Source organism: Roseivirga pacifica (genome assembly GCF_900111145.1).
GTDB classification, from domain to species: domain Bacteria; phylum Bacteroidota; class Bacteroidia; order Cytophagales; family Cyclobacteriaceae; genus Roseivirga; species Roseivirga pacifica.
This window is the reverse complement of sequence record NZ_FOIR01000002.1, coordinates 717,505-742,802: the sequence shown is the minus strand read 5'-3', so window position 1 is coordinate 742,802 and position 25,298 is coordinate 717,505. Positions and strand designations below refer to the sequence as shown.

The 25,298-nt window shown below is 41.8% G+C and carries 30 protein-coding genes and 1 tRNA gene; 11 read left to right on the top strand and 20 right to left on the bottom strand.

The window, feature by feature from the left end; translation table 11 throughout:
• Window positions 1-52: 52 nt before the first annotated feature.
• The 3 genes from BMW98_RS12015 to BMW98_RS12005 form a co-directional block, all read right to left on the bottom strand.
• Entirely contained in the window at window positions 53-796 is a 744-nt protein-coding gene (locus BMW98_RS12015; protein WP_090258830.1) for a sulfite exporter TauE/SafE family protein, read from the bottom strand.
• 460 nt (window positions 797-1,256) lie between these two features.
• Window positions 1,257-1,330, bottom strand: a tRNA-Asp gene (locus BMW98_RS12010).
• A gap of 163 nt (window positions 1,331-1,493) precedes the next feature.
• Window positions 1,494-2,069, bottom strand: a complete 576-nt coding sequence (locus tag BMW98_RS12005) for a DUF6134 family protein (RefSeq protein WP_139177534.1) — start codon at window positions 2,067-2,069, stop codon at window positions 1,494-1,496.
• 34 nt (window positions 2,070-2,103) lie between these two features.
• Between BMW98_RS12005 and BMW98_RS12000 the strand changes: the two genes are divergently transcribed.
• Complete coding sequence (locus BMW98_RS12000; RefSeq protein WP_090258828.1) at window positions 2,104-2,388, top strand: GNAT family N-acetyltransferase; 285 nt, start codon at window positions 2,104-2,106, stop codon at window positions 2,386-2,388.
• Here the strand turns inward: BMW98_RS12000 and BMW98_RS11995 are convergent, their stop codons facing one another.
• From BMW98_RS11995 to BMW98_RS11980, 4 genes are all read right to left on the bottom strand, one after another.
• On the bottom strand, window positions 2,389-2,841 hold the full coding sequence (locus BMW98_RS11995; RefSeq protein WP_090259449.1) for a DoxX family protein: 453 nt from the start codon (window positions 2,839-2,841) through the stop codon (window positions 2,389-2,391). It abuts the gene before it with no gap.
• 49 nt (window positions 2,842-2,890) lie between these two features.
• Window positions 2,891-3,463 (bottom strand): Crp/Fnr family transcriptional regulator, encoded by a 573-nt coding sequence (locus BMW98_RS11990; protein WP_090258827.1) that lies wholly within the window; start codon window positions 3,461-3,463, stop codon window positions 2,891-2,893.
• Window positions 3,464-3,473: 10 nt separating this feature from the next.
• Complete coding sequence (locus BMW98_RS11985) at window positions 3,474-4,514, bottom strand: MBL fold metallo-hydrolase (RefSeq protein WP_090258826.1); 1,041 nt, start codon at window positions 4,512-4,514, stop codon at window positions 3,474-3,476.
• 61 nt (window positions 4,515-4,575) lie between these two features.
• Complete coding sequence (locus BMW98_RS11980) at window positions 4,576-5,952, bottom strand: aldehyde dehydrogenase (RefSeq protein WP_090258825.1); 1,377 nt, start codon at window positions 5,950-5,952, stop codon at window positions 4,576-4,578.
• A 198-nt stretch (window positions 5,953-6,150) separates the two neighbouring features.
• Here BMW98_RS11980 and BMW98_RS11975 point away from each other — a divergent pair, with 198 nt between their 5' ends.
• The 5 genes from BMW98_RS11975 to BMW98_RS11955 all read left to right on the top strand — a co-directional run bounded on the left by BMW98_RS11975 (window position 6,151) and on the right by BMW98_RS11955 (window position 9,667).
• Complete coding sequence (locus tag BMW98_RS11975) at window positions 6,151-7,056, top strand: hypothetical protein (RefSeq protein WP_090258824.1); 906 nt, start codon at window positions 6,151-6,153, stop codon at window positions 7,054-7,056.
• 9 nt (window positions 7,057-7,065) lie between these two features.
• Window positions 7,066-7,710 carry a hypothetical protein gene (locus tag BMW98_RS11970; RefSeq protein WP_090258823.1) on the top strand — a complete coding sequence of 215 codons (645 nt, stop codon included), beginning with the start codon at window positions 7,066-7,068 and terminating at the stop codon, window positions 7,708-7,710.
• Entirely contained in the window at window positions 7,692-8,474 is a 783-nt protein-coding gene (locus BMW98_RS11965) for a sensor histidine kinase (RefSeq protein ID WP_090258822.1), read from the top strand. Before BMW98_RS11970 ends, BMW98_RS11965 begins: the two co-directional genes overlap by 19 nt.
• Window positions 8,471-9,124 carry a response regulator gene (locus tag BMW98_RS11960; protein ID WP_090258821.1) on the top strand — a complete coding sequence of 218 codons (654 nt, stop codon included), beginning with the start codon at window positions 8,471-8,473 and terminating at the stop codon, window positions 9,122-9,124. The genes BMW98_RS11965 and BMW98_RS11960 overlap by 4 nt, the downstream gene beginning before the upstream one ends.
• A gap of 87 nt (window positions 9,125-9,211) precedes the next feature.
• A complete protein-coding gene (locus BMW98_RS11955) occupies window positions 9,212-9,667 on the top strand; it encodes a hypothetical protein (protein WP_090258820.1) in 456 nt (151 codons plus the stop codon).
• Between the two features lie 2 nt (window positions 9,668-9,669).
• On the opposite strand, the gene BMW98_RS11950 is transcribed toward BMW98_RS11955, so the two are convergent.
• From BMW98_RS11950 to BMW98_RS11930, 5 genes are all read right to left on the bottom strand, one after another.
• A complete protein-coding gene (locus BMW98_RS11950; protein ID WP_090258819.1) occupies window positions 9,670-10,707 on the bottom strand; it encodes a bestrophin family protein in 1,038 nt (345 codons plus the stop codon).
• Between the two features lie 78 nt (window positions 10,708-10,785).
• Window positions 10,786-11,682 (bottom strand): DNA-3-methyladenine glycosylase family protein, encoded by an 897-nt coding sequence (locus BMW98_RS11945; protein ID WP_090258818.1) that lies wholly within the window; start codon window positions 11,680-11,682, stop codon window positions 10,786-10,788.
• Window positions 11,683-11,698: 16 nt separating this feature from the next.
• Window positions 11,699-12,091 carry a hypothetical protein gene (locus tag BMW98_RS11940; RefSeq protein ID WP_090258817.1) on the bottom strand — a complete coding sequence of 131 codons (393 nt, stop codon included), beginning with the start codon at window positions 12,089-12,091 and terminating at the stop codon, window positions 11,699-11,701.
• Between the two features lie 4 nt (window positions 12,092-12,095).
• Entirely contained in the window at window positions 12,096-12,803 is a 708-nt protein-coding gene (locus tag BMW98_RS11935) for a hypothetical protein (RefSeq protein WP_090258816.1), read from the bottom strand.
• Between the two features lie 71 nt (window positions 12,804-12,874).
• Window positions 12,875-13,156: a hypothetical protein gene (locus BMW98_RS11930; protein WP_090258815.1), complete on the bottom strand. Its 282-nt coding sequence runs from the start codon at window positions 13,154-13,156 to the stop codon at window positions 12,875-12,877.
• 129 nt (window positions 13,157-13,285) lie between these two features.
• On the opposite strand from BMW98_RS11930, the gene BMW98_RS11925 reads away from it, so the two are divergent.
• Together BMW98_RS11925 and BMW98_RS11920 are read left to right on the top strand one after the other, a co-directional pair.
• A complete protein-coding gene (locus BMW98_RS11925) occupies window positions 13,286-14,209 on the top strand; it encodes a carbon-nitrogen hydrolase family protein (protein ID WP_090258814.1) in 924 nt (307 codons plus the stop codon).
• A gap of 67 nt (window positions 14,210-14,276) precedes the next feature.
• Entirely contained in the window at window positions 14,277-16,826 is a 2,550-nt protein-coding gene (locus BMW98_RS11920) for a M14 family zinc carboxypeptidase (protein WP_090258813.1), read from the top strand.
• A gap of 54 nt (window positions 16,827-16,880) precedes the next feature.
• On the opposite strand, the gene BMW98_RS11915 is transcribed toward BMW98_RS11920, so the two are convergent.
• From BMW98_RS11915 to BMW98_RS11890, 7 genes are all read right to left on the bottom strand, one after another.
• Window positions 16,881-18,584 carry an amidohydrolase gene (locus tag BMW98_RS11915; protein WP_090258812.1) on the bottom strand — a complete coding sequence of 568 codons (1,704 nt, stop codon included), beginning with the start codon at window positions 18,582-18,584 and terminating at the stop codon, window positions 16,881-16,883.
• A 120-nt stretch (window positions 18,585-18,704) separates the two neighbouring features.
• On the bottom strand, window positions 18,705-19,037 hold the full coding sequence (locus BMW98_RS11910; protein WP_090258811.1) for a hypothetical protein: 333 nt from the start codon (window positions 19,035-19,037) through the stop codon (window positions 18,705-18,707).
• A gap of 76 nt (window positions 19,038-19,113) precedes the next feature.
• Window positions 19,114-19,269 (bottom strand): hypothetical protein, encoded by a 156-nt coding sequence (locus tag BMW98_RS20470; RefSeq protein WP_162844732.1) that lies wholly within the window; start codon window positions 19,267-19,269, stop codon window positions 19,114-19,116.
• 220 nt (window positions 19,270-19,489) lie between these two features.
• Window positions 19,490-20,356, bottom strand: a complete 867-nt coding sequence (locus tag BMW98_RS11905) for an SDR family oxidoreductase (RefSeq protein WP_090258810.1) — start codon at window positions 20,354-20,356, stop codon at window positions 19,490-19,492.
• A 40-nt stretch (window positions 20,357-20,396) separates the two neighbouring features.
• Window positions 20,397-20,639, bottom strand: a complete 243-nt coding sequence (yidD, locus tag BMW98_RS11900; RefSeq protein WP_222843659.1) for a membrane protein insertion efficiency factor YidD — start codon at window positions 20,637-20,639, stop codon at window positions 20,397-20,399.
• Window positions 20,640-20,780: 141 nt separating this feature from the next.
• Window positions 20,781-21,317, bottom strand: coding sequence for a CBS domain-containing protein (locus BMW98_RS11895; protein ID WP_090258808.1), 537 nt, complete (start codon window positions 21,315-21,317; stop codon window positions 20,781-20,783).
• Between the two features lie 149 nt (window positions 21,318-21,466).
• Window positions 21,467-21,985 carry a YdeI/OmpD-associated family protein gene (locus BMW98_RS11890; RefSeq protein ID WP_090258807.1) on the bottom strand — a complete coding sequence of 173 codons (519 nt, stop codon included), beginning with the start codon at window positions 21,983-21,985 and terminating at the stop codon, window positions 21,467-21,469.
• Between the two features lie 280 nt (window positions 21,986-22,265).
• Between BMW98_RS11890 and BMW98_RS11885 the strand changes: the two genes are divergently transcribed.
• The gene (locus BMW98_RS11885) at window positions 22,266-23,411 is read left to right on the top strand and encodes a serine hydrolase domain-containing protein (RefSeq protein WP_090258806.1); all 1,146 of its coding nucleotides are present in this window, start codon (window positions 22,266-22,268) and stop codon (window positions 23,409-23,411) included.
• On the opposite strand, the gene BMW98_RS11880 is transcribed toward BMW98_RS11885, so the two are convergent.
• Window positions 23,401-23,625, bottom strand: a complete 225-nt coding sequence (locus BMW98_RS11880) for a DUF3820 family protein (RefSeq protein WP_090258805.1) — start codon at window positions 23,623-23,625, stop codon at window positions 23,401-23,403. The genes BMW98_RS11885 and BMW98_RS11880 overlap by 11 nt on opposite strands.
• A gap of 108 nt (window positions 23,626-23,733) precedes the next feature.
• Between BMW98_RS11880 and BMW98_RS11875 the strand changes: the two genes are divergently transcribed.
• Window positions 23,734-24,657, top strand: a complete 924-nt coding sequence (locus BMW98_RS11875) for an SRPBCC family protein (protein WP_090258804.1) — start codon at window positions 23,734-23,736, stop codon at window positions 24,655-24,657.
• 163 nt (window positions 24,658-24,820) lie between these two features.
• Window positions 24,821-25,297 (top strand): ankyrin repeat domain-containing protein, encoded by a 477-nt coding sequence (locus BMW98_RS11870; protein ID WP_090258803.1) that lies wholly within the window; start codon window positions 24,821-24,823, stop codon window positions 25,295-25,297.
• Window position 25,298 lies beyond the last annotated feature (1 nt).

The following is a 25,298-nucleotide window of genomic DNA, read 5'->3' as shown; positions in this document are numbered from 1 at the left end:
CTATTTTCTTATTCACTGTGAACTACGTATTCAACCGAAAGGTTAGATCATTTCAGGTGAAATATATTAACACAGCTCCAATTCCAGTCATTATTAATATAAATTTTCGAAAGAAAGTTTCATTCACACGCTTTAATATCCTGACACCCACGAACAAACCAAGAAAAATGGCAGGAATAAAGACTGCACTTACTTGGAGTGTTTGCCAGTCGATGGTTTTCCAACTGAAAACATGGAAAGGAACTTTGAATAGGTTAATGAACAGGAATAGCCAAGCTGTTGTGCCGATAAATGCGTTTTTGGGTAGCCTCATGGCCAGAAAGAAGATGTTGGCGAATGAACCTGCCAGGTTGCCTACCATGGTTGTAAAGCCGGCTGTTAAACCCATAACTCCAGCAAAGCTTATGTGCTGTGGCACCTGCTTCGACTTGCGCTGATCCCACCAGAACATAAACACCACCGATATGAAAATGACCAGTGCCATGCTGCGTCTAAAAACCTCTTCAGGCATGTTTTCGCCTACCAAAGTGCCTATAATTACACCTCCCATCATAAATGGAAGCAGCCTGAAAAGGTATTTCCATTGTGCGTGACGGTTGTAATAAATTACCGCGAAAATATCGCCCACAATAAGCATAGGTAACAAAATGCCAGTGGATGCTTTGGCGCCAAATACAAACACGAGTAGGGCTACTATAATGATGCTAATGCCTTTGATACCTGATTTGGAAAGACCGAGTACAAATGCTGCAAAAGCAACCAATAACCAGTCGGCAAGTGATAGGGTGGAAAGCATGCCGCGAAGATAAGGAAGAATGTTTACGCGGGTAGGGCTTATTATAAATTGAATAAGTAAAATATGTAAATATGATAAAGTTAATATATGTTAATTTATGTATTTTAAAACACGAAATCTGCCCGTAATGTAGGAGGGAAGGGCACAGTGTGATTTGAATGAAATGCCCGAATCGCATTTTAAAACCGATCTAAAAAAAAAGAGGCTGTCTCAAAAGCTAGTGGCTTTCGTCATTCTCAGCTTGACTGGGAATCTCATTCAGGTTTTACGCCCAATTTAAGAGATTCCCGATCGGTGTCGGGAATGACGTTTTGCTTTTGAGACAGCCTCTTTGTGGAATTGATCCCAATGAGGTTCGAGAAGCCCATGACCTTTACGAATTACTTGATGCAGGTATTCTAACTGCTTTTTTTAAGAAGCATCTAAAACAAAAAAGCCTTAGATTTCTCTAAGGCTTTTGCGGAACGGACGGGACTCGAACCCGCGACCTCCTGCGTGACAGGCAGGCATTCTAACCAGCTGAACTACCGCTCCAAAATGTTTTTCGTGTGTCCCTTTCGTTTAAGGTGATGCAAAAGTAGTGGCTTATCTTTTAATTGCAAACACCTGAACCGAAAAAAGTGCATTATTTTTCAATCTTTTTTTGTGTGTATTAAGAACTCTTTGGCTATCAATACTTTGTCTAAAACACTTTTTTCTAATATCTGCGCTTAAAAGTAATGGAGTAGAGTTTGTGACTAATGGTCACTTCTTTCAGGTGACTTTCGTCAAACAAATGCAGCTCTTTTTTGCCGTCATGCTCAAAGTAATATTCCAGCGGTTTAGACTTTTCTATGGTCAGTAGTTCACCGGTTGCTAGGGCTAGTGCTTTGGAATTGTTGTCGGGGATTTCAAAGTAATAATAATCGGCCCCAATCAGTTCCGGATGGCTCAACTGTTTGCTATCTCCATTGTCGTTAATATGGTAGGTGCCGTCTTTCCATATGGTTTGTACTGATGATTTTAAGTTTCCGTTTGTATGAGACTTAGCCTCGCTTTCAACCAGTCTATTATTCATGTAAGTCGACTTACTGTTGTACTCCACTAAAATTTTCACCAGCATATGGGCTTCCACGGTGGTCTCTGTGGTTATCACGGTTCTTTCATCACTTACTTCTTTCACCACTTTCATTTCGCCAACCTTATGGCCTTTCATGTAACCGTCATATATTAGGGTTTGGGCTCCTGCAATGGAGCAAAAGAAGCATAGGAGAGCTGTTAGAGAAATCTTCATTGGTACAAAATATTGAATGTTAACTCCTTAATTTATGGATTTACAGGTTCAGGTAAAAGAAACGGATTCAAAAGGTAGTTTTTTTGTGGAAAGCGAAGGAAAACTGCTTGCCGAAATGACCTTCAGCAAGGCTGGAGAGGACAGGATCATTATAGATCACACCGAAGTTGACGACTCGCTTCGCGGAAAGGGAGTGGGCGTAAAACTAGTAGCGTTTGCAGTTGACTATGTTCGCAACAAGGGTATTAAAATTCTGCCGCTATGCCCGTTTGCCAAGGCCACACTCCAAAGACATCCGGAATGGAAAGATGTGTGGTGATCAGTTTTTAATGGCGCTTAGGTAAACCCACGCGATAAATAGTATTTGTAAAGGAATTCTAAACCATAAATAGCTCAGTCCAGGGCCATTTAATTCGCCTGTTTGGTAATTCAGGTTGATGGTAGCTGCTTTGATATTGGCGGGTAGCATTAGGATAAAGAAAACAATGACAACCCAACCAACAGCAGTTTTGTAATTGGGCAATAGTAGCCCTAGCGCCAACAGTATTTCGAATATGCCGCTAAGGTAAACCACAGATGTTTTAAAGGGAACGAACTCGGGAATCATGGCGGCCATGCCTTTGGTGAATACAAAGTGCCCCATTGTGGTAAATACTAGCATAGCAGCCATGGCAATTCTGCCTGCGAATTGAAAATCGACTTGCTTGGCTGATGCCCTTAATACAATAAGGGCGAGAATGAAAACTCCTATTAATACGATGAGTGGCTTCATAACATTGGCAAAGCTCATCAAATAGGTTAGCTTAGAAAATGAACCTGGGTTAAGAAATGCGTTTACGAATGCGGCTAAGCGCCTGTGGCGTAATGCCAATGTAGGAGGCTAGGTACTTTAATGGAATTTTCTGAATCAATTCTGGCCTTTCAGAGAAGAGTTTGAGATAGCGCTCCTCTACTGTGTCGTTTAAGAGTGATAGTTCTCGGGCTGATTTCTTAAGAAAAAGGTCTTCACTGGCCAATCGGCCAATGGTATTACCAACGGTGGTTTTGGCGTAAATTTCTTGTAGCTGATCAAAACTCACTTGCCATAATATAGTGTCGGAAAGTGCCTCAATGTTGTAAGCGCAGGGTGTTTGTGTTAAAAACGAATCGTAAGCACTCACAAAGTTATTTTCGAAAGCAAAGGCGAAGGTTAGGTCTTTGGTTTCTTCTGGTATAAAGAACCGCACCATTCCCTGTTCGATAAAAGACAGGTGATTTTCTACTTGGCCGGTTCGTAGAATTGCATCCTTCTTTTTGAATGATGCTTTGGTGAGTTTTGAGGCGAAGAATTGCCAGTCTTCCTCAGAGATATCCACAAGTTGTTGAAAGTGTTTTTTGATTTGCTCTGGTGCCATTTCAAGGTGTTTATTCCAGTGTTTTCCACCATTCGGTCAATAGCTCATCATTTACAGAAAATTGAGCTCCAATTTTGGGTAATAGCAAAGGTAGTTTGGCTGCTAACGCGGCTGTAGTAAAGCGCTCAATTGGTTCTTTCCAATGGTGCTGGGCTAATGCGAAGCCTGCCCAATGAACCGCCATTGCTTTGGCCACTTTTGCCTCATTGGCGGCTTGTATGGCTTCTTCTGGGTACATGTGTATTTGGTGCCAATTTTCATTGTACTGGCCACATTCCATTATGCCAAAATCAAAGGGGCCAAGTTTTTCGCCTACAGCTTTAAAATGTTCGCCATAGCCACCGTCTCCACTGAAGTAGATGCTTTCCGTTGGGGTTTTGAATACCCAACCACCCCAAAGTGACTGGGCTCTATCCGTTAGCCCTCGACCAGAAAAATGTCGGCTAGGAGTAAAGGTTATTTTTATGTCGCCACATTGAGCGTCATCCCACCAGTCGAATTCTTGAATTTGATTTGAGTCGATTCCCCATTTTTCCAAATGCCTTGCAGTGCCAAGGGAAACAAAGTATTGTTTAACCTTTGGTTTAAGCAGTTTTATACTTGCTAGGTCAAGGTGGTCGTAATGATCGTGTGTAAGTAAAACTAGGTCGATTTCAGGAAACTTCTCTATGAGGTTTAGTGTGTTTTCGGAAAAGCGCTTGGTTGCAAATGGTGCTATAGGCGCTGCATCGGGACCAAGCATTGGGTCGATAAGAATGGTTTTACCACTAATGCGCATTAGCATTACAGAGTGGCCGTACCAAATCAGTTTGGCTTTTTCTGAAGGCGCTAAAAATGCTGCTTTGTCGAAAGGAACAACCGGTAATGGTTGTGCTGGCTCACGGCCATTTTTCTCGAAAAACTGCTTGTAAAGTATTTTTGGAAGCGTTTTGAGGCTAATGCTCATGGTGGTTTCTTCCAAATTCAGAAACTTATTTTCCTTCCAGTTGGGCGATTGGCTATACCTGGCTTTTAAAGCTTTGGTGAGTTTGCCGCCAAATTGTTTGATCATTTATCTACTCGCTTTGAAGGTATCAGAACTGTGTTTCGTCTCGTGTGGTTCCGAATGGACGTTATCTAAGCAACTTTTTTATCATGCTAAAGTGCTTAAATGGAGGGTAGCGAAAGGGCAGGTCGATCCATGTTGGTGATTTCATAAAGGAGCGTGTATTTGAAAACGCCTCGAAGCTGGCTTTGCCGTGATATTGGCCCATACCGCTAGTGCCAACTCCACCAAAGGGTAGCCCGTGATTGCTAATGTGAATCAGCGTATCGTTAAAGCAAGCGCCCCCGGATGTATTTGCGGAGAGTAATTGGTCGATCTTTCCATTATCGCCAAAGTAGTAGTAGGCCAATGGTTTTTCTCGTGCACTTATAAAATCCGTGGCTTCCTCAATAGTTTTGAAGGGGATTATTGGCAGAATTGGACCGAAGATTTCGTCCTGCATAATTGGTGCATCCAAGTCAACGTCATCCATTAATGTTGGGCTAATAAACTTATCTTCTCTGTCAGTTTTGCCACCAAATAGCACCTTGCCCTGTTGCAAATAAGCACTCACCCTGTCGAAAGCTTCATGGGTAACCATGCGCGGTAGGTAGGTGCTTTGTTGCGGGTTGTCACCAAAAAGGGTTTTCCAATGGTGGATAATCCTTTCTTGGAGTTCGTCTTTTATGGTTTCATCAACCAACAAGTAGTCTGGCGCAATACAGGTTTGGCCTAAGTTGACGGTTTTCCCCCAAGCAATGCGTTTGGCTGCCACATCAATGTTTGCCGTGCGGTCTACAATGCAAGGGCTTTTTCCGCCAAGTTCTAAAACAACAGGGGTGAGGTGTTCGGCAGCGGCTTTCATTACAATTTTACCTAGGCGCGGGCTGCCTGTAAAAAATATCTTATCGAAGCGCTGTGCAAAAAGCGCTTGGTTGGTGTCTTTTCCACCATGTACCAAGCTCACATGTGCTGAGTCAAAAACGCTTTGCACAATAGTGTCCATTACAGCATTGGTGTTTATGCAATGCTCCGAAGGCTTTAGCATTACGGTATTGCCTGCAGATACAGCCCCGATTAACGGGGTCATTAGCAGCTGAAAAGGGTAGTTCCATGGCGCAATAATCAGTACCGTGCCCATGGGTTCATGCCGTATTCTGCTCGAAGATGGTAGTAGGAATAATGGTGTGCTTACTCGCTTAGTTTTTGCCCATTTTTTGAGGTGGTTTATGTGGTGCGATAGCTCTTTAAGTACTAATGCTATTTCGGTAATGTATGCTTCCTCAGGTGATTTTCGCAGGTCTTTGTGTAGCGCGTCTAAAATTTCCTTCTCAGCTGCTATTATCGCAGACCTTAGCTTTTTGAGTGCATTAATGCGGGTAGAAATGGCTTGGGTTTGCCCTTTAGCGTAGTGGTTTTTTAATGCTAAATGCTTGTCTTGAATAAGCGCGAGAGAGGTTTCCATAGTTTTAGTGAGTAAACAGCAATCAATATAAGTACATTCTTTCCATTCTCTCAAAAGGCTAGGCTATTTGCCAAGTAAAAACACCTGTTTGCATAGGCGTATTAATCCGAATGTTGGTCTGTAACCTGAACCTAGGTGAAATTGATGATGGATTGAATTATATTGATAAGAAAAAGATCAACTAAAAACGAATAAACCATGCAATTAACTTCAACAGAAACAAAACAGTCACTGGGTAACTGGTGTGACTGTAACATAATGGACCTTTCTAAAAACTTCTTCGGGGTACCGGATTTGCCTGGTAGTAATTCAGGCTTTGAAGAGCCTTATACAGGTGACCTGTTCAAGGTTAAGTCTTTGTATTTGAGTGGGGAAGAGATTATTTCCGCCATTAAAAAGGAAGGACAAGGAGTTAGCCATGAAACTGAGTTTAAAATAAGTTTTGGCTTAAGGGAGCTAGGAGATTACAAGCTAAGGGTAATGCCCATTTTGAGGGTGATAAATGGGGAGAAGGAGTCTCCTTGTAACTTTGGCTTTGTAAACCCGATTAGCGGCTATGAGAATTCTAAAATCGCTTATGGAAGGGGAGATAACGCTTCTGCCATTGGGGGATTTCAGGTTCCAGAGACCTATTTGGATTTGGTAACTAGAACTTGGAGAGATTCAAGAATTAGTAAAATTGAAGATGTCTTTACATCAAAAGTCGTTTCAGGGCTTGAGCCAACAGCCAAATTGAGTAAGTTGTTGGGCTACAATATCTCTCCAGCTACTAATCCAAATGTTCATGATATGTTGGTTCAATACTTGGCTAATATTTCTCCAAAATTTGAGCTTGCTTTCATTGGATTTCACTTTGGTATCGACCTAAACAAGGTGGATATAGTCAATACTTTTTCTTACGTAACTGTATTGGAGTTTAGGCTAAAGCACAGAGAAGGGGGTAAAACTGGCACATTAGAATTCTTTTCTGAACATCATAATGATATTTTATTTGATAGTTCCACGGCAGTGAATGTGCTGAGAGCAGAAGACGATGAAGAAACAGTTCAGGTGCTCTATCAGTACATGCAGCCATGTCCACCATTTGGTAACTGTGAGAACTAGTACTCCTTAATGGATAAAGCGACTTTATATAATATTATCCTTGCTATTCCTATTGGACTAATTTTTTTAGGCCTGATTACTGGGGCTGCAAAATTTAATAAACTGGGGCTTTCTCAAAAGCTCCTTGTTTTTTCATTGTGCTTTACTTTCATCACAGAGGTCATTTCTAGGGTATTGATTGAGCTTGTAATTACTAATTACATTGTGTTTCATATTTATGCCGTAATAGAGTTTGCCTTTATGGCAACAATTCTATCCTTGCATTTATCTCATTCAGAAAGAAAGCTAATAAGGGTAGGCATAGTGTTGATGGCGGTATTTGCTGTGATTAACCTGTGTTTCTTTCAAGGAGTTCGCGAGTTAAATACAAATGTCATCACTGCTTCAAGTATTGGTTTAGTATTACTTTCTGTACTTGTCTTCTTTAGAATTTTGAGCAAAATGGTCTACACCAAAATTGAGAAGAGTAGTTTCTTCTGGATAAATATTGGTGTGCTTACTTACTTCTCTAGCAGTATAGTACTGTTTGTTTTTGGTGATTGGTTAACTCAGCTCGACCTGGAGTATTCCATTAACGTATGGTTGATCCATATTTTCTTTAACATTATCCAGTACCTCTGCTTTAACATAGCGCTATGGATGGACCCGGAGTAACAGCTGATATTAATGCGGTAATCATTGGCATGGTGGGGATGTTCTTTCTCACTATTGTCATCATTGTTTTCGTGGTCATTTACCAGCGAAAGCTTATTGCTCAAGAACGCAAGCATAAAAAGGCAGAAGAAGAGCATCAGTTAGAGTTGCTGCAAGCTACGCTTGAGAGTCAAGAGAATGAAAGGGATAGGATTGGTCGCGAGTTGCACGATGGTGTAGGAGTTTTGCTCACCACTGCCCGAATGTATTTGCGGCACAATATCGAAGAAGAGGCGGAGCAGAACAACGGTATAAACAAACAGGTAGATGCCATGTTGGGAGAAACCATAGAATCGGTGCGTAGGGTGTCGGCAGACTTGCGTCCGGTTGTGCTAGAAACCCTAGGCTTAGCCGAAGCTATTGGCGAACTGGTTAGGCATATTGGCAAAGCCTCTTCGGTTGATATTCAGTTTGAACATTCATACGATTATCCTTTATCGCAAAAGCACGAGTTGAGTGTTTATAGGGTGGTGCAAGAGTTGCTAACCAACGGGCTGCGGCATGCCGAAGCTTCGGCCATAAATATGGACTTAAATGCACAGCCGCACCTATTTAGCTTGACTTATTCAGATAATGGTAAAGGAATTAGCAGCAGCGATATAGTGAAAAAAGGGCTCGGGTTAAAGAATATGGAAAGCCGGGTAAACGCATTAAAAGGCAAGTTAAAGATTACAAATCCTGAAGAAGGTGGGGTGATGATTCACATTCAAATAGACAGACAATGAATACGATAAAGGTTGGCTTGGTAGATGATCATGAGCTGTTTCGTGAAGGAATAAAACTACTTATGTCGCGCATTGAAGAAACTGAGCTGGTTTTTGATGTGGGTAGTGGAATAGCTGCACTAGAGGAACTTAAATCAACTATGCCAGATGTATTGCTGCTGGATCTTGATATGCCGGGTAAAAATGGTGTAGATACTTTTCAAGAAGCTCGGGAGCTTTATCCAAACCTTAAAGTGATCATTTTAACCATGCACAGCGAGGAGCGAATGATATCTTATTTAATGGAAATGGGTGTGAATGGCTACTTAATGAAAGACAGTAACAGAGAGACATTAAGGAATGCCATTTTGAATGTGTATGAAAAAGGAATTTACTATTCGGAAGAGGTGTCCAAGGCTATGTTGGAAGGCCTTAAGCGAAAAACGAGGCTCACGCCCAGGGTAGGCCAAAAGATTGTGCTAAGTGCACGAGAGCAAGAGGTGTTGGAGTTAGTTGCTGAGGGCTATTCGAATAAAGAGATAGCCGAAAAGCTGTTTATCAGCAGTCGTACGGTCGATGGACATAGGACTAATATATTGCAGAAATTCGATGTGCATAATACAGCCAAACTGGTAATGGAAGCTGTTAGGAAGGGTTTTTTGGCTGGTTAACCTGCATTAAGAATTACTTACCAATAAGACAGGTTCGACTACCCATAAGGAATGCTTGATGTCAGTACTTTTTCTTATTCTTGTTAAATGGAGGCTTCCAAACAACTGAATGCGGGTAGAATTGTAGCGGCTTTGTTTATGATGATTGCTTTGTTGCTGATCGTCAACTTTTTCAGAACAACCACAATTCAGGTAGATTTTGCTACTTACTTTACACCGGCATATTACATGCAGTTTTCGTTGTTGCTTATGCCTATGGCACTGCTAAACGCAGGTTTTCTACTTATTCGTGGTTCTAAACAGGCAAACTTAGCGTTGGCGATCTTTGGCTACATGGCCATTTTAGAATTGTTCTTTGACTTGGTTGGTGTTACACCTTCTTTCACACCTGTCTTTGTGGTAATAGTGCTGTTGCTTGCAGCTGGTAGTGCTATTTATATAGCGCATACCAATACGTTTAGCACGAACAAACTTTCTAAAACAGGTTTAATAGTGAGTTTACTGATCGGTGTGGTGGAAAGCTTGATTCCCTTGTTTATTTGAGTTTACATTAATACCCCGTTTTTCACCTTAATGTCTTCTGGCAATTCCGTTTCATTGAGCATTTGTCTTAGGTCGTTTTCGATCGTTCTGCAAAGCGAAAGCATTGGTATATCATTACCCATTCCTTCAAACGGGTTTTCGGTATAATCGCCCACAGTTTCCATTACTACAAATACCCAACCGACCAAAACGGTTAAAGGAATGGACCAGTAAAATGCCCCGCCAGTAAGACCGCTAAACTCGGACATCATGCCAAAGGGGAGTAGAAAGATGAAAATACTCACTAGGTACTGGCTAATGTTACCATACTGCCTGGGCAAGGGGAATTTCTTAATGCGCTCACACTTGCCTTGTTGTTCGTAAAAACTGTTAAGCAGCTTCTGTAATTCTATTTGCCTAAAGGTTTCAAGTGTGCCTGCCTTTGTAAGTTGTGCTAATACTTGCGCTTGCTGATCTATTAAATGGGTTGCTGGATTTTTATAATGTTTGAGCTTTTGGTACTCATCGTTCGAAAGCAGGTGGTAAAGTTCTGCATCCTTAATTTCATCTTCAAATAAACCTAAACCGTACTTTTTGCGAAACTGACGCGCTTTGAACTTTACAAAACCGCCTTGCCTTTCATGCTCCCAATCGGTGGGTTTTAAAAGTTGGTTTCTCAGGCAATACAACCATGCGATATGGCGGTAGATGAGCGATTTTTTAATGTCAGCTATGTCTTGGCTGTTTTTATTTTTATCCAAAGAATAATCATCAATATAGGCTTTTACCATACTGCCCCAAGCCCGACTGTCGTTTACAATGGCGCCCCAAATTTTGCGTGCTTCCCAAGTTCTATCATAGGCACTATTGTTTTTAAAGCCCACGTAAAAAGCAACCGCTGTTCCTATTAAAGCAATGGGTACCCAAGGAATACTTAGCCAGCTCAATTCAAATTTTTGATAGGAAAAGGCTACTACACTTACCCAAGCTGTTAGCCATACCATGTGGTAACCGGCAAAAGCAAATACTCTTTTGAGTTTGAATTGTTTGTAAACAAGCATGTTGTAAAATAATGGATGCTTGTTAAAGATTGAAGTGAAAATGGATTGAACTGAGAGAGAATGGGGCGAATAAATGGGTTATCTAAGACCTAAACTGCCCCATAAATAAAAAACTGTATAGGCTTCCCATCCCTTTACAGTTTCAAAGAATGCTTTTATGGCTGTTTCATCCTTTCTGTCATTGATAGTACCAAGGTTGAACATGGCTTGGGTAATGCCGGTGTCGCCAAAGGGAATGGCTTCAGCCTGGTTAAGGGATTTCATTAAGGTGTAATTGGCCGACCATACACCTATGCCTTTAATAGAAGTCAGCAATGCTTGGCGTTCTTCAAAAGTTGGTAAAGCAGCCAATTTTTCTTGACTTACAATGCTAGAGGCAAAAGCCTCAGATACATTTTTTAGATACTTGAGCTTACTTCTACTAAACTGCTTTTGCTCGTGAAAATAGACTTCATCAAGTTGTAGCAAGGCTTCTGGAGTAGGGAAGTGGTGTAGCACTTTGCCGTGCCATGTAGTTTTTACTCCGTAGTGTTCTACCAATCTGCGCTTTAGTTTGTGGGCAAAACTCAGGTTGATTTGTTGACCCACCACACTCCAACAAATAGCTTCGAACATATCGGGTATGCCGACAATACGTAAACCATGTAGTTTTTCGGGTAAATGCGCCAGCCGAGTATCTTTTTGCAAAAGCGCGTAAAAAGGAGTGAGGTTAGTTTTTAGGTCGAACCAATGCGTGATATACGCTTCTAGCGCGGTTTGCTGTTCAGTCGATAAATCGATGTCTGTGCTTGCCAAAATGCAGTTTTCCCCTTCAGAAATCATCACGGGAATAAAGTCTGTTCCCAACTTGATAAGCCTGTAAATGACGTCATCCTCCAAATGGTAAAGGATCTCATCATCGCTGCGATAAAGTGCATTGTAGCATCTTTTAAAACTGAATGGCTCGGTATAGGCTATAGAAAGTTGGGTGGGCATTCTAGGGGTTCAGCTGTTACTTTATTCTTAAGAACTCATGCTTTACCATGTAATCGTATCCCTCGACTGTGGTCTCGGCTATATAAGAGTTTTCTTTTGTTTCTATTATTTCTGTTAGAACTAATAGTTTTCCTATAGCTAATGAATCCGGGTTTTCAATAACTCTGTTGAAGGTGAGTTGGAGTGTACATTGATTGATCCATTTTACATTTAAAGCAACCTTGGCTTTTAGGTTTGGTACATATTCTATTTGAATAGAATCGTTTCGAGTAATGTAATTAACCCCTATTTCGCTGTCCGTGGTTTTAAATTTACCTGTCCTAAATTTATGGCAATCTTTTGCTTGGCCGAATGAGAAAAGCGGAGCCAAAAGAAACAATATGATGAGAAGGGTTTTGTACCAGTTCATGTAGTTAGAAGTTATCCTTTTGAATATAATCTTTCACTTTATCTTCATCAATTCTATAAAGCACTATTTGCTGCGTGTAGATGTAGCTTTCTTTAAGGAATTTTTTCAGCGACTTGAATTCAATCGGTTTAAAAACCCCGTTTTTTGAATAGAAGACCCCTTCATTATAATAAACCAAATGGGTTGTCCAGTTTTCTTTATTGACAAACCCAACGAGTACATTATTGGGTAGTTGTTTTTTTAAGTCTTGTTTTGAATCGGTTGAGAAGGAGTCTATGCTGCTAAAGTACTTGCTTAGAATAGCCTCTGCCGAAGGGCGGTCTATGCCAGTAGTTTGGCTAAAAAGGGTTTGGTTAAAACTGCTATGATGTGCAAAGTATTTTTCGAGTGCGTAGGAATAACAGTTTTGTGCACCAGTTTTGATGTTGGCTTTTAATTCAGCAATCTCTTTGTCGTTAATTGGGCTATCGTCTTTAAAAGCCTTTTTCATTTTGAGTAATTCTGCAGTGTCTATCTCAATGGGCTCCACCAGCGTGCCTATCGTAATGGTATCGTTTAGCCAAAGCATGCGGGTTACAGTAGAGGTTTGTTTTACCTCAACAGTATCTATAATCACGGGGGCTATTAAAATAGGAGCTGCTTTTTGGCAATAGGCACCAAAGCTTGTACAAATGATTAGCAGTATGGTCAGTGGTTTATTGAGAGCTGGCATGTTGATGCGTGTTTTTGAAGTTGAAACCTAGAACCTAAAATATGAATTTGATTTGTTAACTAGCTCATGTCCTATTGATTACTCTTGTTCGTTGCTTGTTTGTAGTTCATCTCCTCCCTAATGTCTGCAAGTTTGCTGTGCAAAGTTTTCGATTGCTTATAAACCATTACAATGAGTATGGCAGGGATGAAAACATACAGAAAGCCAAAGCCATTTTTAAGTAATCCGAAAATGATAATGCCGAATAAAAAGCCAATAATTACTGCTGCGGTAATGGCTTGACGATAAATTTTCTTTTCCGCCTTTTTCAGTTGCTCAAGGGATAATAGGGCGTAGTCTTGCTTGTTTTGCATATGGCTAATTTATCTCAAATAGTTTGAAATTTGGTTGGTTCCTTTACCAACTCCCGAAATTTAGAAGGTCCGAGCGCACTAATTACGCAATGACCAATTACCAAAGTCAAATTCTCCTTAACTTTTGGCATGGCAATATTCACAGCAGCGGTGGTGCAAGCCGCACCAGTTTTGTTCGATTTAGAAGCAACCTTGGGGAAAACGGCTGACCTTATTGAACAGGCAAATGGTGCGGAGCTGATTCTGTTTCCTGAGGCATTTGTTTCGGTTTATCCACGGGGTTTAAGTTTCGGGACAGTTGTAGGCAGCCGCAGCCCTGAAGGTAGGGAATTGTGGCAGCGCTACTGGGACGCTAGTATTGCAGAGGGTGATGCTGCCTGCAATAGACTTGGCGCAATGGCAAAAGCAGCTAAGGCATTTTTGGCCATTGGGGTAAATGAAAAAGACCTTGTTTCGGGTACCATGTACTGCAGCATTTTTTACTTTGGTCCTAATGGTAATTTCTTAGGTAAGCACCGAAAAATTAAGCCTACAGCACAAGAGCGGATAATTTGGGGAGAAGATGATGGCAGTACGCTGTCTAGTTTTGATACAAGTTTGGGCAGAATGGGAGGGCTCATTTGTTGGGAGAATTACATGCCCGCAGCGCGTATGAGTATGTATCAAAAAGGAGTTCAGCTGTATTTGGCACCTACTGCCGATGCACGAGAAAACTGGCAACATAGCATGAAGCACATTGCACTAGAAGGCCGTTGCTTTGTGTTCGGGTGCAATCAGTTTGTTACTAAAAATATGTACCCGAACGACTTACCGAGTATTGCCGATCTACAAAATCAACCGGATGTTATGAGCAATGGCGGTTCTGTAATTATCGACCCATTAGGTAATGTTTTAGCCGGATCATTGTGGGGAACCGAAGGAATTCTTACCGCTGAAATCAATTTAGACCTGATTACGCAAAGTAAGCTAGACTTTGACCCGATTGGTCATTATGCTAGACCTGATATTTTTGAATTAAACGTAAAAAATCAACCTGCTACGCAAAAGGTGTAGCGTTAATCGCCATTCGGTGTTGGCGCACCAATTCGCGAATGGCAAGTCAACCAATTAACCAAAAGCTATGAAGAGTACCCGATTAATAACAGCAATTGTTTGCTTGTGTCTGGCAATTTCAACCAAGGCGCAATCAGACTATTTCTTTCCGCAAGAAGCTCGCTTCGACCCTAAAATTCCTTCTCCAGAGAAGTATTTGGGCTACGAAATAGGCACGCTACATACACGTCACGATGCCATCGTTGGGTATATGCGAGAACTGGCGCGCCTTTCAAACCGAGCAAAACTCGATACCATTGGAGAGACGTATGAGCACCGTCAGTTGGTGGTGTTAACAGTTACTACGCCAGAAAACCTGAATAACCTTGAAGAAATCCGCCAGGAGCACCTAAAGTTAGTTGACCCTACCGCAGATAATGGCGATTTGAATGCTCAGAAGTCCATTGTACTATTGGGTTACAATGTGCATGGTAATGAGCCTTCCAGCTCTGAAGCGGCCATGCTAACGGCTTACTACTATGTGGCGGGTTTGCATGCCGAAGTAACCAATGCTTTGGAAGAAGGCGTGATTATGATCGACCCAGCTTTCAACCCAGATGGCCGCGACAGGCATTCAACTTGGGCAAATACTTACAAGGGTGACCCGATGGTTTCGGACCCAGTGGATGCAGAGCACAATGAAATGTGGCCGCGTGGTAGAACAAACCACTATTGGTACGATCTTAACCGCGACTGGCTGCCTTTGGCACATGTAGAGTCTCAAGCTAGAATAGAATTTTACCATAAGTGGTACCCAAATGTGGTGACCGATTTTCATGAAATGGGTACGAACTCGACTTATTTCTTCGAACCAACAAAGCCTTATGGCTCGGAAAACCCTGTTGTTCCAAGAGACAATTACGATGGACTGAATAATCTTTTTGCCGAATACTTCCACGAGGCTTTAGATGAAATAGGCTCACTTTATTTTACCAAAGAAGCGTACGACAATAGTTATCCAGGTTATGGTTCTACATACCCCGATATTCACGGTGCGCTAGGTTTGGTTTTTGAACAAGCAAGTTCTCGTGGCCACATTCAAGACTCTGATATGGGCAAGGTGGCTTTTGCCTTCACCATTAAAAACCACCTAACCTCTAGTTTAGCAACTGTACGTGCAGCTGTGGGAGAGAAGCCAACGCTTTTGAACCACATGAGTAATTACTTTGAAACAGCGGTTGACGAAGGTAATCAGGCTGGTGGAGGCTGGGTGTTTGGTGATCAGGCTGATGATACCAGAAACCAAGCGTTCTTAGATTTACTTCTTCGCCACAGAATTAAAACATATGCTCTAGATGAGTCAATTAGCTTAGGTGGAAAGCAATTTGAAGCCGGAAATGCTTTTTATGTGCCGAATGGGCAAAAGCAATACCGCATGGTACGCACCATGTTTGAGCAGGTAACCCAATTTCATGATAGTATTTTTTACGATGCATCGTCATGGACGGCAGCTTTGACCTATAACATGCCATACGAACGTTACGCTGGAAAAGCCGACTTAAACGGGGCTGAACTTACTTTTGATGATCTTACATCGGGGTATGAAAGTGTGCCGAATGCTAGGTATGCCTACCTAATTGAATGGGACGAATATTATGCGCCAAAGGCACTTAATTACTTGCTAGAAAGAGGCTTGTATGTAAATGCTGCTTTCAAGGAGTTTAGCTTGGAAACGCATGAAGGATTAAAGGAATTTAGCTACGGTACTTTAATGATTCCGGTAGCGAGGCAGGAGGTTGATGCAGATCTGGTACACGCTTTTGTGGAAGAGGCGACCGATTTAGCAGGAATTAAAGCCTATGCTGCCAATACCGGTTACAGCACTACAGGAATTGACTTGGGTAGCCGAAACTTTAGAACCATTCGTCAACCAAAGGCGCTAATGGTCATTGGAGGAAGTACAAGTAGCTACGAGGCCGGAGAAGTGTGGCATTTGCTAGATAGCAAAGTGGGAATGCCGATTACCAAAGTTTGGGAAGATAACTTAGGTAGAGTAGATTGGAGCAAGTACAATACGCTTGTATTGGTGTCGGGCTACTACGGTAGTTTAGGCGAAAATACAATCAATCGAATTAAGCAATGGGTGCGAGAAGGCGGAACAGTGATCACTATTCGTAATGCTACCAGCTGGGCGGTAAGCAGCAAGTTTGTGAACGAGGAGTTTGCCGACCGACCAGAGTTCGATAATCCTGATAGAATGGATTATGCAACGGCTGGTGATGTGCGTGGCTCTACGGCAATTGGCGGTTCTATGTATATGGCCGATATTGATATTACACACCCGCTTGGTTTTGGCTACACACGAAGAGATTTGCCTGTTTACCGTAATCATTCCATCTTTTTAAAGCCTAGCAAGGATCCATTTAGTACAGTGGTTAAATACACCGAGAATCCACTTTTGAGTGGCTATGTTAAGCAGCAAAATTTAGAGAAGTTAGGAGGAACCGCTTCGCTGATTGTAAGCGGAATTGGCCGTGGTAACGTAATTATGTTTGCTGATAACCCGAACTTTAGAGGCATGTGGTATGGCACCAACAAGCTATTCTTAAACGCCCTGTTCTTCGGGAATTTGTTTTGATTAAGCTAAGTTTAGCTCCACATGCTCACTCAATTGAGCATGTGGAGCTTTAAATTATTTCTTGAAAACGGATTTTCCCCCTTTGATAGTTTCTAAGACTTTAATGTCTTTTATTTCCGCCTCAGAAACTTTAAGCGGATTTGCATCTAGAATAACAAGGTCAGCTAGTTTACCTACTTCAAGCGTACCCTTTTGTTGTTCTTCAAAATGCTGGTAAGCAGACCAATCAGTAATTGCTTTTAGCGCTTCGTAGGGTGTGAGTTTTTCCTCCGGGCCAATTTCTTTATCCGATCGCGATATTCGTTCGACCGAAATACCCACCATTCGCATTAAGTTAGGGAGTGCAACAGGTGCATCGGTGTGGATAGTTAGCTTGAGCCCTTTGTTTAGGGCGGTTCTCGTTGGACTGATTTTTTCTCCTAACTCATCTCCAATGATTTCTTTATGCCAGTCTCCCCAATAGAATGTATGTAGTGGAAAGAGCGAAGCAATTACATTCATTTCTTTAAAGCTATCGAGTTGATCTGGGCGAATATATTGCCCATGAATAAGTACATCTCTTCGGCCTTCATTGCCATGTTTGTCAATTACTGTAGACATTGTTCTTATGATTTGATCAATAGCAGCGTCTCCATTGGCATGGGTCAATATTTGCCAATTGTTTTCGAATCCTTTCTCGTATAGTGCTGTAACAGTACTATCACTTGGGATAGCTGGATAGCCCCTGTAGCCGGGTTCTGCTCCATCTGGTGGAATTAAATAAGGCTCATTTCTCCAGGCTGTTCTGCCCTGTGGTGAACCGTCAAGCGTAATTTTCATGCCACCAATTCTGTAATGCTTCTTATAAGTTTTGCCATACCACTTGGTGTTCATGTATTTATCTACCCACTCATAATCCACATAGCTTACCACATCTAATTTGAGCATTCCTGCTTCGGCAGCTGCAGCAAGTTGCTCATGGTTTTCCATGGCTCTTCCTTCTTGGGCAGTTGTATAGCCGAACGATAATGCCATTTCCTGTCCCGCTTCAAAGAACAAGTCTGCAGCTTCTTTACTTGCAGGAGTTATGGCTTTAAGCATATGAGGAATAGCCGCCAGCTCTTCTAGTACACCATTAGGCTCATTATTGGCCTCTCTTCTTATAACACCACCGTCAGGTTCCTCTGAATTAGCATCAATGCCTAATTCTTCCAAGCCCTTAGAGTTAACCACAATGAAGTGTCCGGAGATATGGATGATCATGACAGGGTATTCGGTAGAAACTTTGTCCAAGTCATGCTTTGTTGGAAAACGCTTTTCCTCAAGCACGGAATCGTCAAAACCCATACCGAAAATCCAGTTAGTTAAAGCTCTATTTTCAGGTGTATTCCAATCCTTTAATATTTTAATCAATTCTGGAATGTTTTTAGCCTCCGCATCTGGTGGTGGTAGTATTTGTGCACCAATGGCCTGTGCAGAAAATGCGGCAAAATGTGCATGGCCATCTATAAACCCAGGTAGTAAAGTTTTCCCCATTAGGTCATAAGAAGTATAACCTGAACCGGCATTTTCTTTGGCATCAATTAGTGAACCGGTGAAGCTAATTTTGTCATCTTTTACAACAATTGCTTCTACATACTTGGGACTGTCCCCTTGCATGGTGATAATATCTCCACCACTATAAATTTTAGTATTGCTGTTTTGATCATTTTTTCGCGAGTCGCAAGCAGCTACTGCGATCAGTAGGAGTGCAAGAATGGTGTGTGTGATTGTTTTCATGAGTTTGTTTATTTGTTGGCTGAATTTAACTAAAAAGAGTTTTTAATAATAAGATCGTGCTTTGAATGCTTCAAGATGTTCTTGCTACTTGAGCTAAACCCTCTAATTAAGCCTGAGTATCTAGGCCAGTTTTACTTCGAAGCAAATGCCTGAAATAGTGATTTTCTCTTCACTAATTATTGCCTCATCAAGCGAGTTAACAATGTAGAAAGGGCTTTCTACGGAGCTGGTTTTAAGCAAGACATTTAGTATTTCAAGGTCGCTGTAAACTATCAGCTTTTCAAGTAGGGCAGGGTGCGACTTGAGCATTTCTGGCAAAGTTGGCCAACCAGAAGCTTTCCATTCAGCCAGTTCAGCGAAACCTTCATCTGCATGTGTTGAGCAGTTCTTCACATGATAATTCGATTGAATAGGGGAGTTCATTGTGTTCACTCCACCGCTGCAGCTGGCCATAATTCATGGCGGGTACCTGCAGTTTATCAAGTGGTTTGGAGGTGCCGTGAACAAGGACTTTCATTAAATAAATACGCTAACGCTTTTTTATTTCTTCTTCAATCCTTTTTAAACGCTCGTCAATGGATTGTAATCCCTTTATGTTTTGATTTGCTGCATTTTTAATTGTAGCAATAACGCCCCCAATTAGTGTTACAATAACCAACCAAGCTATGATGCTAAATAATCCCATAATTGTCTTTTGATTTAATAGGACTACTTACTTAAGTATCGAAAGATGTGTTTTATACCTTGCCACCATTTGTGCCTGCCTGCATTAGCAAGTTTTCACAAATGGCCTTGTGTTACGCTGTGAGGACACAGCTTATGGCGTGAGTAATAGTTTTCTTCCTCTGTGATCCAAATAAGTAAACCTGTGTTTTAATATAACATCAAATTTATGGGCAGAAAAGCTACTGCTTGTTTAAGTCTTCAAAGAAGGCTTCGAGTGTTTGGGTACCATATGCAGGGGCAACCATATCTACAGCCATCACATTCAAAAAGAACTCAATTGGGCCAAACTGTGATTTACTCATTACCAATTTGCTGAGCTTTAACGAAAGTTTACGAGCCCAATCTGGCACATGCGTTATTCTCGGTTTTTTGCCCACAGCTTTAAAAGCCAAGTGAGCAATTTCATTGTGGGTGAATGTTTCTGGCCCACCAATTTCAAGCTCCTTGTCAGTGCTTTCAAGTTGGTCTACACAAGCTTTGGCGAGGTCGGCACCGTGAATTGGATTTGCCTTTTGTTCTCCATTGCCAAAAACGTATACTTTACCTCGTTGTGCCATTTTAAAAATCTCCGTCATGTCGGAGAAGAAGCCGTTGGGGCGGACAATGCAATACTCAAGCCCAGAGGCCATTAACTCTTTTACAAAAGCTTCTTTGGCTTGGCATATCTTCAAATCGCTGAATTGCTCACCGTTCAAAACAGCTACATAAATGAACTTTCGTACACCTGCTTTTTTGGCTTCATTGAGTAGGTTCAAATTGGCCTGATAGTCCACATCTTGGTAAGTAAGCCCATCGCGCTGTTTGGTAATACCTATAGTTGAAATTACAGTGTCAATATTGTCGCAAATACCGCTGAGTGTTTCTGGCTTGGTTACTTCGGCTGTTTTTACTTGTAAAAGAGGAAGGTCTGAAATTCCTTTTGGTAGCTTGTCAGTGTTTCTAACCACTGTTTTTACAAAACAATTGCGGTTGATTAGCTCGGCTAAAATGTAGCTTCCCAAATAACCAGTGGCGCCTGCCAATAAAACTTTTCTATCTGAATCCATTCTTGCCGATTTAGGTGCGCAAACTTAAAGCTTATTGTGCTTACTCTGAAGCCTGTTTAGCATCTTCTTTGGGAGGGACGGGGTCATAACCATGACCACCCCAGGGATGGCAACGACTTATCCGTTTTATTCCCATCCAAGTACCTTTAAAAGGGCCGTGGGTACGAATTGCTTCTACTGCATAAGCAGAACAAGTAGGGGTGTAGCGACAATTGGCGCCTAAAAGTGGCGATATGGCATATTGGTAAATGCGAACCAAAAAAATGAAGAAGGAAGAAAGAATGTGCCTCACAGCTGCAAGATAGCTGGAAAAGCTGTAAGTGAGAAGTAGGTGGGGTGGTTAGAAACTGGTGCTGGTCAACATCGTTTCAAGCCCTAAGTTTGCTAGGCTTAGCACTTGAAACATATCGCCATACTACCGGTTTTACCAAGTAGAAGTTTTTAAGTCTCTAGTTGCTTGCAGAATGTCTCTGCGGCTTACTTGGCCCACAAGCTTTCCGTTTTGATCGACCACAGGGAAACGCCTAAAATGAGTATGGAGAAACTTGGAGGCTACATCGAGCACATCGGAAGTTACAGATACTGTACTTACATTGTTGCTCATGTATTGCGAAACCGCTATTCGGCCATGTGGTAAATTGTGATAGGCCTCATCCACCATTACTTTTAAGCAATCGATTTCCGAAAGTATGCCAATGATCTTTCCGCTATCATCAACCACAGGCGCACCGGAAATATGCTTTTCCAGAAACACGTCCATTGCATCTGCAATACTCTGGTCTGGGTGGAAAGTAATGACTTCTTTGGTCATGTAGTCGGTGACAGGCCGATACTCGTTTACTGTCTTAGGTTCTTCTGGTGCTTTTGCTCCCGTAAAATTCATAACATTACCTCCTTTTACTTTTAGTTGAGAAATTGATTTAGGGGTATAGAATTTACGGATAATATATGTATATGCCAAATATGTATTTGGATATTAATGTTTTAATAAAATATTAGACTGGGTAAGGGTGGGGTTGTGTTGGTCGCAAATTGAGTTCAAACTATGCACTTTCACGCATTTCGCTTTAGCTTCTAAAACTATGGTGCTTTCAGCCCATAGTAGTTCATTTACAGTAATTGGTCCCTTTGATTGAATGCTTTAATCTTTTCGTTTAACTTCTTAAAGTCAAGTTTTCCATTGACTTCTCGCAAATGAGCGGCAATTGCAAGCGCCTTGTTAATCTGTTTATCCGTGCTTTTCACCTTGTTCACTATGTAAAGAAGGCTACGCTGTTTTCCGGGCGTTAAGCGCTCAAAGTGCTCAAAAGCTTCTGTATCGTCATCCATTACAAACCTGAAAGAGTCTGGCACTGGCAGGCCATATTCCGATTCGTCTTTTTCAATTTCCAGCACTACTTTATCACCTTCATTAAGCTCCAGTTTCTCTCGGTTCTTTTTGTTAATGAGTATGTAGCTACCGTCATCAATAGGCATAAGGGCGCATTGCTGAGTAACCTGACCATTAATGGTACAAACAACCCTGCGATGAGCCACGCTCGAAAGCTGCTCGGTGTGTGCTGCGTTAATGGGGAAGTGATAACCCCACATGTTCCAATCAAAGTTCTCGAGTGTTGTTTCAATGGTCATTTGGTAATGGAAATTTACTTTTTCAAGTTAGGTATAAATTGCTTTTCGGGGCATTTAACTGCTATAAAGAAAAGACGCTCAATTAATTGTCAACCGAATTTTACTTTAATGTTTAGTGTATTACCTTTGTGTTACTAAAAAATTAAAGAAGAAAGCGTGAATATTTCATGTTTTTGATTAGGTCGAAAGGGAGTGTCATGGCTCCCTTTCTTGTTTTCCACTCATAAAAGCCCACTTGAATTTATTGGTTAGGTTATCTAAATCGTAGAAAACTTTACTAATGAAAAAACTACTAACTATAGTGTTGGCTTTGGGCTTTTCAGCCGGTCTTTCAGCCCAACAATATTTTCCGCCAAGGGGCACATGGCAAACCAAAGCTCCACAGGAGGTCGGCATGAATGCCGCAGCTTTACAACAGGCTGTAGATTTTGCCAATAGCAACGAATACAGCGGCTCGCGCGATTTGCGAATAGCCATTTTAGAGGGATTTCGTTCAGAGCCTTATCATGAAATTTTGGGTCCAACGAAAAAACGTGGTGGCCCAGCAGGTGTGGTAATTAAGAATGGCTACGTTGCTGCACAATGGGGCGATGTAGACCGCGTAGACATGACCTTTAGTGTAACCAAAAGCTACCTTTCTACAATGGCTGGCTTGGCCTTGGATGATGGTTTGATCGCCAATGTGCACGATAAAGTGGAACAATATGTATGGGACGGCACTTTTGGTGGGGCACACAATGCTACTATCGAATGGCATCATTTGCTCAATCAATCATCGGCTTGGTCGGGTACCTTGTTTGGTATTAAAGATTGGGCCGATAGGCCGCCAAGACAGGGAGGTACTGACGATTGGAGGTTTACTAAACCTGTTACTCCGGGCACGGTGATGGAATATAATGATGTGCGCGTCAATGTTTTGGCTTACTCCTTACTACAAGTGTGGAGAAAACCTCTTCCGCAAGTGTTGAAAGAAAGAATAATGGATCCTATTGGTGCTTCTACCACTTGGCGTTGGTTTGGCTACAAAGATGCTTGGGTAACTGTTGACGGCATGCAGATGAAGTCGGTAACTGGTGGAGGGCACTCTGGTGGAGGTGTGTTTATTAGCGCAATGGACCATGCCCGTTTTGGCTATTTGTTTTTGAATGAAGGCAACTGGAATGGCAACCAACTGATCTCTAAAAACTGGGTTGATGCCGTTCAGGTATCGTCCGAGGCACAAGCGAGCTACGGTTACATGTGGTGGCTTAACCGAGGCGGTCGTAAATGGAAAGGAGTAGATGATGAGTCTATTTACTACGCTGCAGGCTTTGGTGGTAACTTTATAGTGGTAGATAAGGCCAACGATTTGGTGATTGTTACCCGATGGCTAGAGCCAAACAAGATTGGTGAAATGGTGAGGCTGGTTCGCGAGGCTATCGATTAGCCTTAAGTGGCTCTAGTAAAAACTCTAGCCCATTGATTTTGATTTCGTAGAGTGTTTGAAGCTGCATACCCAGCTTGCCTTTTGGAAAACCTTCGCTGGCAAACCACTCTAAATAATATACAGGCAGATCGCACAGCGTTCTGCCTTTGTATTTTCCAAAGGGCATTTTATGTACAACAAGGTCTTTTAGTATTTGGCCGTTGGGCTGATTCATTCGGTAAAAGTAACGCTTCAAAATTCTACCACTCTACACAAAGTTGAGAATGTTTAGATGGATTAAAGATTGTATTTGCTATTTTCATTAGCGCTAAAACTTAATGCCATGCCTAAAATGAACGTTTCCAGATCTTTAGAGATCAAAACCAGTCCAGAGAATGTGTACAATTCACTTGTTAAAATGGATGAGTGGCAAAAGTGGTCACCGTGGTTAATTCTTGAACCAGAAACAAAGATGACGGTAAGAGATGACAACCGCTTTTATGAGTGGGATGGAAAACGCATTGGCAGCGGAAACATGGAAGTTGTGGGTGAAAAGGAGTTCGAGCGAATCGATTTTAACTTGGTCTTTTTAAAGCCTTGGAAGTCGCAGGCTGATGTTACCTTTCACCTGAGCCCTTCTGCTGAAGGCACAAAGGTTACTTGGGTAATGGCGAGCAGCATGCCCTTCTTTATGTTTTTTATGAAGAAGATGATGGAGTCGTTTGTGGGAATGGACTTTGAACGAGGACTGAAGCTTTTAAAAGATTATTTGGAAGATGGCGAAGTACACTCTAAGCTAGAGTTTACGGGAGAGGGCAGGTATGAAGGTTACCAGTACTTGGGGCTAAAAACCAGTTGTGGCATGGACGAAATCGGTGAGGCCATGGCCAAGGACTTTTCTGAATTAATGACTGCAGCAGAGCCAATTAAAGGTGAGGTATCAGGCGCGCCTTTTACGATTTACCACAAATGGAATATAGCAAAGGGCAAGGTAGACTATACTGTTGGTGTACCACTAAAGAAGGTGCCCGATACTATACCAAATGGACTTTCACTGGGCAGTTTGCCAAGCACTTCAACCTATACCGTTACGCACACAGGGCCATATCACCACTTGGGTAATGCCTGGGGTGCACAAATGAACCTTTCGCGAAGCAAAGCCTACAAGCAGAATAAAAAGATGGATCCGTTTGAGGTGTATGTAAGCGACCCATCGACTACAGCACCAAATGACTTGATCACCGAAATTCGATTCCCAATCAAGTAGAACTATTGCTTTTTGAATATTTCACAGGGTTTATAGTTTTCTTCTATAGCTTGTTTAAACTATCTATTTGATTGACTGTTAATCAATTGTCAACTTGTGTTTGAAATTAGCAGCTAATACTGGCCGTTTAGGCTTTTGGCATTGCTGTTACAACAAAAAACCTATGAGCCAGTCAATCCAAACCCTTTTAGATGCCGTTAGAAACGGCAATTCTGAAGCAGTACAACAAATAGTAAGTAGTTCGCCTCAAATTGTGAATGAGGCTGATTCACGGGGTTTTACTCCACTTATTATGGCAGCATATTTCAATCAACCTGTACTTGTAGAGTTGTTTGTGGATGCTGGTGCACAAATTAATGGGCAAGATGGCTCGGGCAACACGGCTCTAATGGGCGCTTGTTTTAAGGGTTTTGAGGAGATTGTAAACAAGCTGATCACACGAGGTGCCGATGTAAACGTGCAAAATTTTGGAGGCGCTACGGCATTAACTTATGCCGTTACTTTTGGTAAGGTAAATATTGTAAAGGCGCTACTCGATGGAGGTGCGGACAAAACTTTAAAGGATAATCGAGGGAAAACACCGGTGGCTTATGCAAAAGCTGAAGATAACAAGCAACTGCTTGCACTGTTAGAAAAGTAAA

Excerpts from the sequence above, each read along its gene's own strand:
- BMW98_RS12015 (WP_090258830.1), bottom strand. The coding sequence starts at position 796 with ATGCTTTCCACCCTATCACTTGCCGACTGGTTATTGGTTGCTTTTGCA.
- BMW98_RS12005 (WP_139177534.1), bottom strand. The coding sequence starts at position 2,069 with ATGAAGATTTCTCTAACAGCTCTCCTATGCTTCTTTTGCTCCATTGCA.
- BMW98_RS12000 (WP_090258828.1), top strand. The coding sequence starts at position 2,104 with ATGGATTTACAGGTTCAGGTAAAAGAAACGGATTCAAAAGGTAGTTTT.
- BMW98_RS11995 (WP_090259449.1), bottom strand. The coding sequence starts at position 2,841 with ATGAAGCCACTCATCGTATTAATAGGAGTTTTCATTCTCGCCCTTATT.
- BMW98_RS11990 (WP_090258827.1), bottom strand. The coding sequence starts at position 3,463 with ATGGCACCAGAGCAAATCAAAAAACACTTTCAACAACTTGTGGATATC.
- BMW98_RS11985 (WP_090258826.1), bottom strand. The coding sequence starts at position 4,514 with ATGATCAAACAATTTGGCGGCAAACTCACCAAAGCTTTAAAAGCCAGG.
- BMW98_RS11980 (WP_090258825.1), bottom strand. The coding sequence starts at position 5,952 with ATGGAAACCTCTCTCGCGCTTATTCAAGACAAGCATTTAGCATTAAAA.
- BMW98_RS11975 (WP_090258824.1), top strand. The coding sequence starts at position 6,151 with ATGCAATTAACTTCAACAGAAACAAAACAGTCACTGGGTAACTGGTGT.
- BMW98_RS11970 (WP_090258823.1), top strand. The coding sequence starts at position 7,066 with ATGGATAAAGCGACTTTATATAATATTATCCTTGCTATTCCTATTGGA.
- BMW98_RS11965 (WP_090258822.1), top strand. The coding sequence starts at position 7,692 with ATGGATGGACCCGGAGTAACAGCTGATATTAATGCGGTAATCATTGGC.
- BMW98_RS11960 (WP_090258821.1), top strand. The coding sequence starts at position 8,471 with ATGAATACGATAAAGGTTGGCTTGGTAGATGATCATGAGCTGTTTCGT.
- BMW98_RS11955 (WP_090258820.1), top strand. The coding sequence starts at position 9,212 with ATGGAGGCTTCCAAACAACTGAATGCGGGTAGAATTGTAGCGGCTTTG.
- BMW98_RS11950 (WP_090258819.1), bottom strand. The coding sequence starts at position 10,707 with ATGCTTGTTTACAAACAATTCAAACTCAAAAGAGTATTTGCTTTTGCC.
- BMW98_RS11945 (WP_090258818.1), bottom strand. The coding sequence starts at position 11,682 with ATGCCCACCCAACTTTCTATAGCCTATACCGAGCCATTCAGTTTTAAA.
- BMW98_RS11940 (WP_090258817.1), bottom strand. The coding sequence starts at position 12,091 with ATGAACTGGTACAAAACCCTTCTCATCATATTGTTTCTTTTGGCTCCG.
- BMW98_RS11935 (WP_090258816.1), bottom strand. The coding sequence starts at position 12,803 with ATGCCAGCTCTCAATAAACCACTGACCATACTGCTAATCATTTGTACA.
- BMW98_RS11930 (WP_090258815.1), bottom strand. The coding sequence starts at position 13,156 with ATGCAAAACAAGCAAGACTACGCCCTATTATCCCTTGAGCAACTGAAA.
- BMW98_RS11925 (WP_090258814.1), top strand. The coding sequence starts at position 13,286 with ATGGCAATATTCACAGCAGCGGTGGTGCAAGCCGCACCAGTTTTGTTC.
- BMW98_RS11920 (WP_090258813.1), top strand. The coding sequence starts at position 14,277 with ATGAAGAGTACCCGATTAATAACAGCAATTGTTTGCTTGTGTCTGGCA.
- BMW98_RS11915 (WP_090258812.1), bottom strand. The coding sequence starts at position 18,584 with ATGAAAACAATCACACACACCATTCTTGCACTCCTACTGATCGCAGTA.
- BMW98_RS11910 (WP_090258811.1), bottom strand. The coding sequence starts at position 19,037 with ATGGCCAGCTGCAGCGGTGGAGTGAACACAATGAACTCCCCTATTCAA.
- BMW98_RS20470 (WP_162844732.1), bottom strand. The coding sequence starts at position 19,269 with ATGGGATTATTTAGCATCATAGCTTGGTTGGTTATTGTAACACTAATT.
- BMW98_RS11905 (WP_090258810.1), bottom strand. The coding sequence starts at position 20,356 with ATGGATTCAGATAGAAAAGTTTTATTGGCAGGCGCCACTGGTTATTTG.
- BMW98_RS11890 (WP_090258807.1), bottom strand. The coding sequence starts at position 21,985 with ATGACCATTGAAACAACACTCGAGAACTTTGATTGGAACATGTGGGGT.
- BMW98_RS11885 (WP_090258806.1), top strand. The coding sequence starts at position 22,266 with ATGAAAAAACTACTAACTATAGTGTTGGCTTTGGGCTTTTCAGCCGGT.
- BMW98_RS11880 (WP_090258805.1), bottom strand. The coding sequence starts at position 23,625 with ATGAATCAGCCCAACGGCCAAATACTAAAAGACCTTGTTGTACATAAA.
- BMW98_RS11875 (WP_090258804.1), top strand. The coding sequence starts at position 23,734 with ATGCCTAAAATGAACGTTTCCAGATCTTTAGAGATCAAAACCAGTCCA.
- BMW98_RS11870 (WP_090258803.1), top strand. The coding sequence starts at position 24,821 with ATGAGCCAGTCAATCCAAACCCTTTTAGATGCCGTTAGAAACGGCAAT.